This is a genomic window from Dorea longicatena (assembly GCF_024168045.1).
Taxonomy (GTDB): domain Bacteria; phylum Bacillota; class Clostridia; order Lachnospirales; family Lachnospiraceae; genus Dorea_A.
The window spans coordinates 2,694,306-2,706,670 of sequence record NZ_CP100126.1 but is presented as its reverse complement, the minus strand read 5'-3'; the positions used below and the strand labels follow the sequence as shown (position 1 = coordinate 2,706,670).

12 protein-coding genes and 1 riboswitch are annotated in these 12,365 nt (G+C 42.5%); all 12 genes read left to right on the top strand.

Features of this window, described 5'->3' with window-relative positions; all coding sequences use genetic code 11:
* Positions 1-1,095 carry an ABC transporter ATP-binding protein gene (locus NKF87_RS12975; RefSeq protein WP_195956017.1) on the top strand — a complete coding sequence of 365 codons (1,095 nt, stop codon included), beginning with the start codon at positions 1-3 and terminating at the stop codon, positions 1,093-1,095.
* 24 nt (positions 1,096-1,119) lie between these two features.
* Positions 1,120-2,556 (top strand): glycoside hydrolase family 32 protein, encoded by a 1,437-nt coding sequence (locus NKF87_RS12970; protein ID WP_253583674.1) that lies wholly within the window; start codon positions 1,120-1,122, stop codon positions 2,554-2,556.
* Positions 2,557-2,637: 81 nt separating this feature from the next.
* The gene (locus tag NKF87_RS12965; protein WP_028086626.1) at positions 2,638-2,994 is read left to right on the top strand and encodes a hypothetical protein; all 357 of its coding nucleotides are present in this window, start codon (positions 2,638-2,640) and stop codon (positions 2,992-2,994) included.
* Between the two features lie 123 nt (positions 2,995-3,117).
* A complete protein-coding gene (locus tag NKF87_RS12960) occupies positions 3,118-3,621 on the top strand; it encodes a shikimate kinase (RefSeq protein WP_118309039.1) in 504 nt (167 codons plus the stop codon).
* A 222-nt stretch (positions 3,622-3,843) separates the two neighbouring features.
* A complete protein-coding gene (locus NKF87_RS12955; protein ID WP_117597575.1) occupies positions 3,844-5,136 on the top strand; it encodes a UDP-N-acetylglucosamine 1-carboxyvinyltransferase in 1,293 nt (430 codons plus the stop codon).
* A 91-nt stretch (positions 5,137-5,227) separates the two neighbouring features.
* A riboswitch (SAM riboswitch) is annotated at positions 5,228-5,325 on the top strand.
* A gap of 144 nt (positions 5,326-5,469) precedes the next feature.
* Complete coding sequence (gene metK, locus NKF87_RS12950) at positions 5,470-6,657, top strand: methionine adenosyltransferase (RefSeq protein WP_118378491.1); 1,188 nt, start codon at positions 5,470-5,472, stop codon at positions 6,655-6,657.
* Positions 6,658-6,739: 82 nt separating this feature from the next.
* A complete protein-coding gene (locus tag NKF87_RS12945; protein ID WP_118225208.1) occupies positions 6,740-8,233 on the top strand; it encodes a HAMP domain-containing sensor histidine kinase in 1,494 nt (497 codons plus the stop codon).
* On the top strand, positions 8,226-8,915 hold the full coding sequence (locus NKF87_RS12940; RefSeq protein ID WP_028086630.1) for a response regulator transcription factor: 690 nt from the start codon (positions 8,226-8,228) through the stop codon (positions 8,913-8,915). Before NKF87_RS12945 ends, NKF87_RS12940 begins: the two co-directional genes overlap by 8 nt.
* A 129-nt stretch (positions 8,916-9,044) precedes the next feature.
* Positions 9,045-9,836 carry a 23S rRNA (guanosine(2251)-2'-O)-methyltransferase RlmB gene (rlmB, locus tag NKF87_RS12935; RefSeq protein WP_006428704.1) on the top strand — a complete coding sequence of 264 codons (792 nt, stop codon included), beginning with the start codon at positions 9,045-9,047 and terminating at the stop codon, positions 9,834-9,836.
* Between the two features lie 109 nt (positions 9,837-9,945).
* Positions 9,946-10,380, top strand: a complete 435-nt coding sequence (locus NKF87_RS12930; RefSeq protein ID WP_055282157.1) for an NfeD family protein — start codon at positions 9,946-9,948, stop codon at positions 10,378-10,380.
* A 3-nt stretch (positions 10,381-10,383) separates the two neighbouring features.
* The gene (locus NKF87_RS12925) at positions 10,384-11,316 is read left to right on the top strand and encodes an SPFH domain-containing protein (RefSeq protein ID WP_006428702.1); all 933 of its coding nucleotides are present in this window, start codon (positions 10,384-10,386) and stop codon (positions 11,314-11,316) included.
* Positions 11,317-11,365: 49 nt separating this feature from the next.
* The gene (gene argF / locus NKF87_RS12920) at positions 11,366-12,361 is read left to right on the top strand and encodes an ornithine carbamoyltransferase (RefSeq protein ID WP_006428701.1); all 996 of its coding nucleotides are present in this window, start codon (positions 11,366-11,368) and stop codon (positions 12,359-12,361) included.
* Positions 12,362-12,365 lie beyond the last annotated feature (4 nt).

Sequence of the window (12,365 nt, the reverse complement as noted above, 5' to 3'; positions counted from 1 at the left end):
ATGAGCTTTATCGAATTTAAAAATATATGTAAAAAATATGCAGGAAACGATAAGAATTCCGTGACAGACTTTAACTTAGATATAGAAGAAAAAGAATTTATCGCATTTGTCGGACCATCCGGATGCGGTAAATCCACAACACTCCGAATGATCGCAGGATTTGAAGAGATTACAAGTGGAGACCTTTTTATTGATGGAAAACGTGTGAATGAGGTTGCACCGGCGGATCGAGGAATCTCTATGGTGTTCCAGAACTATGCACTGTATCCACATATGACGGTAGAAAAAAATATTTCTTATGGATTGAAGAACATGAAGGTTCCGGCAGATGAGATCAAGAAAAAAGTAGACTGGGCAATTGATATCCTGGGACTCGAAGAATATCGTTACCGTAAGCCTAAGAATTTATCAGGTGGACAAAGACAGAGAGTGGCACTTGGAAGAGCGATTGTAAAAGACCAGAAAGTCTTTCTGATGGATGAGCCACTTTCTAACCTGGATGCAAAACTGCGTGTCAGCATGAGAAATGAGATCAGCAAATTACATAGAAATCTTGGAAGTACAACCATCTATGTTACACATGACCAGGTAGAAGCCATGACAATGGCAGACCGCATTGTAATCATGAAAGATGGCGTGATACAGCAGGTTGGAAAACCGATGGATCTGTACGAACATCCGGTGAATAAATTTGTGGCAGGATTTATCGGCTCTCCGCAGATGAACTTCTATGATGTAAAAATAGACGGAAGAAATCTGATCTTCAAAGATGGAAATAAGATTGAACTTCCGGAAGCAATTGCAAAACGTATTGCGGGATACTCAGAAGTTATCATGGGAATCAGAGGAGAAGATATCAAGTTTGATACAACTAATCTGGATGTCTATGGAAGTCATCAGAAAGCAGTTATTGACAATACGGAGATTATGGGAAATGAGAATAATCTGTATTTTGACTTCGGAGGAAGCGTAACGATTGCAAGAGTATCAAAATATGAAGTAAGCCAGGTGGGAGATGAGGTGGAATTTACCTTTATGCCACATAAGATGCATTTCTTTGATAAGGAAACAGAGCAGGTGATCGGAGCAGAATAATTTAGAATAAAAGAGGAAGAACGTATGCTTGAAAAAGCCAATGAATATATCAGACGGAATCACATAGATGAAAAAGAAAAACCATTATTCCATGTGACACCGGAAACAGGATGGATGAATGACCCGAATGGTTTCTCTGTATATCAGGGAAAAGTACATTTATTCTATCAGTTCTATCCATATAAAACAGAATGGGGACCGATGCACTGGGGGCATCAAGTGACCGAAGATCTGGTAAAATGGGAAGCATATCCGGTAGCTATGGCACCTGATCAGGATTATGATCACATTGGATGTTTCTCGGGAAGTGCAGTAGAAGCTGATGGAAAGCATGTGCTGCTTTATACAGGAGTAAGCCAGAAAGACGGAAAAGAAATCCAGAATCAGTGCATTGCCATTGGAGATGGGAAGAATTATGAAAAATGGCAGGATAATCCAGTTATAAAAGGAGATATCATGCCGGAGAAATTTGACAGAAAAGACTTCCGTGATCCGAAGATATGGAAAAAGGATGGCAGATATTATTGCGTTGTAGGCAATCGCTATGAGGAAAATTGTGGGCAAATAGTCTTATTTAGCAGTGAGGACTATAAAAACTGGCGGTATGAAAAAGTCCTTTTGAGAAATGACGGAAAGAATGGAGATATGTTAGAGTGTCCGGATTATCTGGAAGTAGACGGGTATCCTGTAATCATTTGTTCTCCGCAGAATATGCATGCTCAAAAGTACGAATTTCATAACGGTCATAATTCCATTTATATTATTGGAGATGCAGAAAAAGAAATATCGGATTTTGCATGGGAGAAAAAGAGAAGCCTAGATTATGGACTAGATTTTTATGCACCACAGACAACAGAGCTTCCGGATGGCAGGCGGATCATGGTCGCATGGATGAAGTCGTGGGATGCACGTGTCATGACAAAAGGACAGAAATGGCAGGGAATGATGACACTCCCAAGAGAATTAAAAATCAAAGATGGGAAAATCTGGCAAAGTCCGGTGAGAGAACTGGAAAAGTATAAGAAAAATCCAATCATCTATACAGAACAGAAAATTAGCGGACAGATATCTTTGGATGGTATCAATGGCCGGGTGATTGACATGACGGTAGAACTTACGAATGTAGAAGGCCGGGAGTTCAAGGTAGATGTGGCACATAATGAAGAATATACAACAACATTTACATATTATCCGGAAAAACATCAGATTGAAATTGACCGGACCTACAGTGGTGTAAATGCAGATGTTGTCTGTGTGAGAAAGATAGAAATTGCGGAAAAACATCATGCGCCGAAACTACATTTTATCATGGACAGATATTCTGTAGAATTATTTATTAATGATGGAGAGCAGACGGCGAGTGTGGTCATTCCTACGCCATTGGAAGCAAATGAAATTATATTTACTAGTGATGAAGCGGCAACCGTTAATATTGAAAAATATGAGATAACATTCAATTAGAAGAGATAGTTTCTCATTCACCGATTGATGTCCCCGTGCATATCTTAATACAGATAGAACCGCCAAGGAGCAATCAGGATTATGGAGAACAAATTACCGTTCTATATGGCTTATCCGGTTCCGCTGCTGTATAATGATGACCGGAATGCGAGAAGAGACTATGACTATATGAAAAGCATTTACCCGGATACGGCAAAGAGAGTACTTCCTTATATGGAAGAGGAATGTGACAGAATGGAATATGACGGAAGCATGATGTATGATGAATATCCGGACCGCCTGCAGCTTCGTCTGATGTGCCGCAGGATCTATGATAAGGCGGAGAAGGAAGAAGAGAACCCGGGTGCCTGGCTTATGGATCTGATCGAGGTTATGACATATCAGGAACTTTGCAGGAGACGTGTGGAACATAGAGAGATACGTAAAAAAATATATTGATCTACAAGAGGGCATCTGGAAAAAAACTTCCACTTCGCCCTCTTGTATGTTATACTGTGCGATGATAATTATAGTTTTCAAATGAAAGAAAAAATCAGAACATAACATACAGGAGGGCACATCATGGCAGATAATAACATTATTTTTATCGGAATGCCGGCAGTCGGGAAAAGTACAGTTGGTGTGGTAATTGCAAAGAGACTGGGATACAGATTTGTAGACACGGATATTCTGATCCAGGAATCAGAAGGAAAACTTCTGAAAGATATTATTGCTGACGTTGGACCGGATGGCTTCCTGAAAGTAGAAGACCGGGTCAATGCACAGGTGAAAGCGGAACGTACCGTTATCTCGCCGGGAGGCAGCGTAGTATATTGTGAAAATGCGATGAAACATTATAAAGAAATCGGAAAAGTCGTATATTTACAGGCATCCTTTGAGACAATAAACGGCAGACTTAAAAACGCCAAAGGCCGTGGAGTGGTACTGCGTGACGGACAGACGCTCAAAGATCTGTATGATGAAAGAGTAAAGCTTTTTGAAAAGTATGCAGATATTACAGTGTGTGAAGATAATCAGAAGCTGGAAGATACGATTGAATCGGTATTAGATGCATTAGGGGAGTAAAAGTGCACAAGTATAGATAGAACAATTGAAATATGTTACAATAAAATTACATAACTGTAAAAAATATTTTACAATTGAGAAATTTGTGCTATAATAGGCGCGAACCCTTTTGGGGTTATATTGTGATGCAGAAATTTATGTACAATTTGAGATAGTTATAAATATTGAACAAAAGATTTATTGTAATTAGAGATTCATATAAATATTAATGAGGTGTAATTAATGGAACAGTATATTATTAAGGGCGGTCATCCGCTTGTGGGAGAAGTGGAAATCGGCGGTGCCAAGAACGCGGCACTTGCAATTCTTGCAGCAGCAATTATGACAGATGAGACCGTATTAATCGATAACTTACCAGATGTGAATGACATTAACGTACTGATCGATGCAATCGAGGGGATTGGAGCGAAGGTACACCGTGTCGACCGTCATACAGTAAAGATTAATGGAGCCAGTATCAAGAACGTAGATATTGAGTATGATTATATTAAGAAGATCCGTGCTTCCTATTATCTTCTTGGCGCATTACTTGGAAAGTATAAACGTGCCGAAGTTGCACTTCCGGGAGGATGTAATATCGGAAGCAGACCAATCGACCAGCATCTCAAAGGATTCCGTGCGTTAGGTGCAGATGTAGATATTGAACATGGCAAGATCGTTGCAGAGGCAGACCGTCTTGTCGGAAAGCATATTTATTTCGACGTGGTAAGTGTTGGAGCAACGATTAACGTTATGATGGCAGCAGCTATGGCAGAAGGACTTACCATTCTGGAAAATGTTGCAAAAGAGCCACATGTTGTAGATGTTGCAAACTTCCTGAACAGCATGGGGGCCAACATCAGGGGAGCAGGTACAGATGTGATCAAGATCCGTGGTGTACAGCGCCTTCACAGAACAGAATATTCTGTGATCCCGGATCAGATCGAAGCAGGAACATTCATGTTCGCAGCAGCAGCAACAAAGGGAGATGTAACGGTACTGAATGTTATTCCGAAGCATCTGGAGGCTACGATCGCAAAACTGGTAGAAATCGGATGTGAAGTGGAAGAATTCGATGATGCTGTACGTGTCGTATCAAAAGGAGATCTTACAAGCACACATGTGAAGACCCTTCCGTATCCTGGATTCCCGACAGATATGCAGCCGCAGATCGGCGTAACACTGGCTTTATGTAAGGGGACAAGTATCATTACAGAGAGTATTTTTGAAAACCGTTTCAAATATCTGGATGAGCTTGCAAGAATGGGTGCAAATGTGAAAGTAGAAGGTAATTCTGCAACGATTGAAGGCGTGACAGAATTTTCGGGAGCCAGAGTGAGCGCACCGGATCTTCGTGCAGGAGCAGCACTCTGTATAGCTGGTCTGGCAGCTGACGGAATCACAATCGTAGACGATATCGTATATATCCAGAGAGGATATGAAAGATTCGAAGAGAAGCTCCGTGGTATCGGCGGAATCATCGAAAAAGTAGATTCCGAAAAAGCAATCCAGAAATTCAAATTAAAAGTAGGCTAGATGATACATTTTCTTAGATATGTCTATTGACAGTATGTGTAAAATAGAGTAAAGTCTTAGTCGTACCAGAAATATAATAAAAGCAAACTTTCTCTTATTCAGAGCAGTGGAGATACAAAGGATCTATGAAACTGCGGCAACCCCATATATGGAAGGTGCCAGCCTGAGCGAGTGATCGAACAATAAGAGGATTGGTTTATGAAGATATCAAACCGTCCACTTATGTAAGTGGACGGTTTTTCAGTTCGGTAAAACAGGGGAATCTACAAAAAACTGCCGGCAATCCTGGGAGAAAGAATGCAGGAATGTTTTAAGAAAAAAGGAGAGAAGAACGTGGAAAGAAGATTATTTACGTCAGAATCAGTAACAGAGGGACATCCGGATAAAATGTGTGATCAGATTTCTGATGCCATTCTGGATGCATTGATGGCACAGGATCCAATGAGTCGTGTTGCATGCGAGACAGCAACTACAACAGGTATGGTACTTGTTATGGGTGAGATCACAACGAATGCATACGTTGATATTCAGAAGATCGTACGTGACACGATCAAAGAAATCGGATATACAAGAGGAAAATTCGGATTCGATGCAGAGACTTGCGGTGTGATCACAGCAATCGATGAGCAGTCGTCTGATATTGCTATGGGTGTTGATAAAGCGCTGGAAGCAAAAGAACATACAATGTCCGAAGAAGAGATCGATGCGATCGGAGCCGGAGATCAGGGAATGATGTTTGGTTATGCTTCTGATGAGACACCGGAATATATGCCATACCCGATCGCACTTGCACACAAGCTCTCAAGAAAGCTTACAGAAGTAAGAAAGAACGGAACACTTCCGTACTTAAGACCGGATGGAAAGACACAGGTTACGGTTGAATATGATGAGAATGGTGTTCCGGCACGTCTGGATGCAGTCGTACTTTCGACACAGCATGATCCGGAAGTGACACAGGATCAGATCCATAAAGATATTAAGAAATATGTATTCGATGCAATCATTCCGGAGGGCATGGTAGATGAGAAGACAAAGTTCTTCATCAACCCGACAGGACGTTTTGTAATCGGCGGACCACACGGAGACAGTGGACTTACAGGACGTAAGATCATCGTAGATACTTACGGTGGAATGGCACGTCACGGCGGCGGGGCTTTCTCTGGAAAAGACTGTACAAAGGTTGACCGTTCTGCCGCTTATGCAGCACGTTACGTTGCCAAGAATATTGTTGCTGCAGGACTTGCTAAGAAATGTGAGATTCAGTTGTCTTATGCAATCGGTGTAGCACATCCGACATCTATCATGGTAGATACATTCGGAACAGGTGCAGTAGAAGATGATAAACTGGTAGAGATCGTTCGTGAGAATTTTGATCTCCGCCCGGCAGGAATCATTCAGATGCTTGATCTTAGAAGACCAATCTACAAACAGACAGCGGCTTACGGACATTTCGGACGTACAGATATTGATCTTCCATGGGAGAAACTGGACAAAGTAGAAGATCTGAAAAAATATTTATAGAAATTTTATAAAAGTTTATGGGTGCTTTGGTGTGAAGCACCCATTTTTCATGCTATAATTTTTTTGAGTGGAGGACAGATACATGAAGCTGAAAACGCGATTAGTTATAGCATTTTTTACGATTATCATCATACCGGTCCTTATGGCAGCCATGATGGTTTCAATGGTATGCCGCTATCAGATCGGAGTGGTGGAGAAGAATTATGGGATTACAGGAACGACGATTTCCGATTTTACGAATTCCATGCAGGTACTTGCACGTGTTACGGAGAAGCCGTATCATGAACTGAAGAAGATGTCAGAGCATACATTTGAGATGGAAGATGCGACAGAACTGGATCAGTTTAATAAAAAACTGGAGAATAAGAATGCATATCTGTTGGTGAGAAAAGACGGAACAATCGTATATACGGGCAACGATGATGATCGTGTAAAAGCGGTGATCGAACAATTGCCGGGATATGGAGATACAGATACAACATCGGAGAACGGAATTTATCTTGGCGGAGATGCAGAAGCATTGGTAAAACAGGTAGATTTCAGATATGATGACGGCAAAGAAGGAAGTGCGTTTATCGTGTCAGATGTATCCAATGTAATTCCGGAGGTTGGACATTTTTTATGGGAAATTCTGATTGGAATTGTAGTGATACTGATACTTACTTCGGCGGCTCTTATTATATGGATCTACCGTGCGGTTATGGGACCGATCGGCAAGATGCAGACAGCGGCACAGAATATCAAGGAGGGAAATCTGGATTTTGAGTTGAAACCGGAGGCTGACGATGAACTTGGAAAACTCTGCCAGAGCCTGGAAGAGATGAGAGGACGCCTGAAGGATAGTGCCGAAGAAAAACTGAAATATGACAAAGAAAGCAAAGAACTGATCAGTAACATTTCACATGATCTGAAGACACCGGTGACAACGATCAAAGGTTATGCCGAAGGAATTATAGATGGCGTTGCTGATACACCGGAGAAGATAGACCGGTATGTCAGAACAATCTACAATAAGGCGACAGAGATGAATACGCTGATCAATGAGCTGACATTATATTCTAAGATCGATACGAATAAGATCCCTTACAATTTTAATATCGTGTCGGCGAATGAATATTTCAACGACTGTGCGGATGACCTGTCGGTTGAACTGGCGGCACAGAATGTAGGATTTGGTTATTTTAATTATGTGGAGAAGAATGTACGGATCATTGCAGATCCGGAGCAGGTAAAACGTGTGATTCACAATATTGTCAACAATTCGTTGAAATATATGGACAAACCAAAGGGAATGATCAATCTGCGTGTCAAAGATGTAGGAGATTTTGTACAGATTGAATTGGAAGACAACGGAAAAGGAATTGCAGCAAAAGACCTGCCGAATATCTTTGACCGGTTTTATCGTACCGACGCATCGAGAAATTCTTCCACCGGAGGAAGTGGAATCGGTTTGTCTGTAGTAAAGAAGATTGTAGAAGAACACGGCGGTAAGATCTGGGCAACAAGCAGAGAAGAGACCGGAACGACAATGTATTTTGTACTAAGAAAGTATCAGGAGGTACCAGTCAATGAGTAAGATATTAATAGTAGAAGACGAAGAAGCAATTGCAGATCTGGAACGGGATTATCTGGAACTGAGCGGGTTCACCGTAGAGGTTGCAAATGACGGAGATACAGGACTTCAGAAAGCACTGAACGAAGATTATGATCTTCTGATCCTGGATCTGATGCTGCCGGGAACGGACGGATTCGATATCTGCCGTCAGGTGCGTGATGTGAAGAATACACCGATCGTGATGGTATCTGCGAAGAAAGATGATATCGATAAGATCAGGGGACTGGGACTCGGTGCGGATGATTATATGACAAAGCCGTTTAGTCCAAGTGAACTGGTGGCGAGAGTAAAAGCGCATCTGGCAAGATACGACCGTCTGACCGGAAGTGCGGCAGAGAAGAATAAAGTGATCGAGATCAGAGGACTGAAGATTGATACAACTGCAAGACGTGTGTGGGTGAACGGAGAAGAACGTACATTTACGACGAAGGAATTCGATCTGCTGACATTCCTTGCGAGCCATCCGAACCACGTATATTCGAAAGAAGAGTTATTCCGGGAGATCTGGGATATGGAGTCCATCGGGGATATCGCAACGGTAACGGTGCATATCAAGAAGATCCGTGAGAAAGTAGAAGTGGATACATCCAACCCGCAGTATATCGAGACGATATGGGGCGTTGGATATCGGTTTAAGGTGTAAGTAAAAATATAGCAAAATATTTTGAGATGCAAAATCCTCCGGAGGTCTGGTACACCTCCGGGGGTTTTTATTCAATGGAGGATATGATATGATAATGTAAATAAATAAGAAACACGAGGAACAATATATATGATTACAAGCACATCCAACGCCAGAATCAAACGTCTGGTGAATTTAAAGAAGAAGAGAAAATTAAGAGACGAAGAAAGCGTCTTCCTGGTAGAGGGAATCCGTATGTTCAGGGAAGTGCCGCTCGACAAGTTAAAAGAAGTCTATGTATCCGAATCCTTTTACAAAAAAGAAAAAGATACCGTAAAAGAAGTCCTGAAAGACTCTAAAGTAAGAGTGGAAGAACTGACAGATACTGTATTCGCCCATGCATCAGATACTAAGACCCCTCAGGGAATCCTGTGCGTGGTGGAACAGATGAACCATGAAATCAATGAACTGACTTCGGCAAAATGCCCGCTGATCATGGTATTAGACCATCTGCAGGATCCGGGCAATCTTGGAACCATCCTGCGTACAGCAGAAGGAGCCGGCGTGACCGGCATCCTCATGGACAGAGAATGCGTCGATGTCTATAATCCGAAGACAATCCGCTCAACGATGGGATCGATATACCGCATGCCGTTCGTATATGTGGAAGATCTTGGCAAAGGAATACAGGATTTAAAAGACAAAGGTATCACCACTTATGCTGCACATCTGGAAGGAACGAATTCCTATGATGAGGAAGACCTGACGAATCCATGTGCATTCCTGATCGGGAACGAGGGGAATGGCCTGAGACGCGAGATCGCAGACATGGCAGACTGCTATGTCAAGATCCCGATGCTTGGACAGGTAGAGTCATTGAATGCGGCAATCGCTTCTTCGGTGTTGATGTTCGAAGCCGCAAGACAGAGAAGGAAAGTGTAATTAAATGAGATACAATCCACTCATTTTACAGAAGAAAATTGCTTTCTTTATCAGAGTATAGTAATATAGTGAACAAGAAATAATATATACGGAAAAGAGGGGACGGCTTATGAGAGTGATCTATTGGCTGGCAATATTCATTGTACTGTTGATCATTGAAATTGCGACAATGGGACTTACCACGATCTGGTTCGCAGGAGGCGCACTGATCGCATTCTGTGCAGGACTTGTCGGTTTTGGGCTGGGAGTGCAGATCGGAGTATTTGTTATAGTTTCCATTCTGCTTCTGATTCTGACAAGACCGATCGCGGTGAAGTTCTTCAATCAGGAGAGACAGAAGACGAACGCAGAGAGTCTGATCGGACAGCATGCACTGGTGACAGAAGATATTGATACGATAAAGGCAAAAGGGCAGGTAGAGATCTGCGGTCAGATATGGTCGGCTAAGACGGATGAGCCGGACGGAAAGATTCCAAAGAACACAGTTGTTGTAGTAAATGGTATTCAGGGCGTGAAACTGATCGTGCATGCCAGAGAGGAGTAGAGTATGATTTTTGGATTGATTTTATTAGCGATTATTATCTGCGTGGTGATTTCCTGTGTAAAGGTAGTCAGACAGGCGCAGGCATTGGTTATTGAAAGACTGGGGGCATATCAGGCAACATGGGGAACCGGACTTCACTTTAAGATTCCGATTTTTGACCGTGTGGCAAGAAGAGTGGATCTGAAAGAGCAGGTAGTGGATTTTGCACCGCAGCCGGTTATCACAAAAGATAACGTAACGATGAGAATTGATACCGTTGTATTTTATCAGATCACGGATCCGAAGATGTTCTGTTATGGTGTGGCGAATCCGATCATGGCGATCGAGAACCTGACAGCGACAACACTTCGTAACATCATCGGTGATCTGGAGTTGGATCAGACACTGACATCCAGAGAGACGATCAACACGAAGATGAGAGCATCTCTGGATGTGGCAACCGATCCTTGGGGAATCAAGGTAAACCGCGTGGAACTTAAGAACATTATCCCACCGGCAGCCATCCAGGATGCAATGGAGAAGCAGATGAAGGCAGAACGTGAACGCCGTGAAGCAATCTTACGTGCAGAAGGTGAGAAGAAATCTACAATCCTTGTGGCAGAAGGCCACAAAGAGTCTGCAATTCTGGATGCGGAAGCTGAGAAGCAGGCGGCTATCCTGAAAGCAGAAGCACAGAAAGAAGCCACGATCCGTGAGGCTGAAGGTAAGGCAGAAGCCATCATGAAAGTACAGCAGGCAAATGCCGATGGAATTCGTTTCCTGAAAGAAGCAGGAGCCGATGAGGCTGTTCTTACCATGAAAAGTCTGGAAGCATTTGCAAAAGCTGCTGATGGAAAAGCAACGAAGATCATCATCCCGTCAGAGATCCAGAGCATTGCAGGTCTGGTAAAATCTGTTACAGAGATTGGCGCAGATGATAAAAAAGAAGAAAAGTAGACAAAAGACATAAGATAAAAGTCAAAGAATAAAAACGAGGTACAAAACAATGGATTTAAAAGGCAGAAATTTCCTGACACTGAAAGATTTCACACCGGAAGAGATCACATATCTGCTTGATCTTTCCGCAGAATTAAAAGAAAAAAAGAAAAAAGGAATTCCGGTTGATAAATACAGAGGAATGAATGTGGCATTGATCTTTGAAAAGACCAGTACCAGAACCCGCTGTTCTTTCGAAGTAGCTGCTCACGATATGGGTATGGGAACGACTTACCTTGATCCTTCAGGTTCACAGATCGGGAAGAAAGAAAGTATCGAAGATACAGCAAGAGTTCTCGGAAGAATGTTTGATGGAATCGAGTATCGTGGATTTGGACAGGAGATTGTGGAGGAACTGGCCAAATATGCAGGCGTTCCGGTATGGAACGGACTGACGAATGAGTATCATCCGACACAGATGCTGGCGGATATGCTGACGATCCGTGAACATTTCGGACATCTGAAAGGTATCAAACTGGTATACATGGGTGATGCAAGATACAATATGGGCAATTCCCTGATGATCGCATGTGCCAAATTAGGTATGCATTTCGTGGCATGTACGTCTAAGAACTATTTTCCGAATGAGGAACTGGTAGAGACTTGCAAAGGATATGCAAAAGAGACAGGAGCAACCATCACACTGACAGAAGATATCGAAAGCGGAACCAAAGATGCAGACGTTATCTGTACAGATGTATGGGTATCCATGGGTGAACCGGACGAAGTATGGGAAGAACGTATCCGTGAACTGTCCCCATACAAAGTGACAAAGAAAGTAATGGAAAATGCAGGAGAACAGGCTATCTTCTTACACTGCCTGCCGGCATTCCATGATCTGAAGACGAAGATCGGCAAACAGATTCATGACAAATTCGGCCTGGACGATATGGAAGTTACAGATGAAGTATTCGAGTCTCCGCAGTCAAAGGTATTTGACGAGGCTGAGAACCGTATGCATACGATCAAGGCTGTCATGGTGGCAACACTTGGTGAAAGAGAGTAGGCAA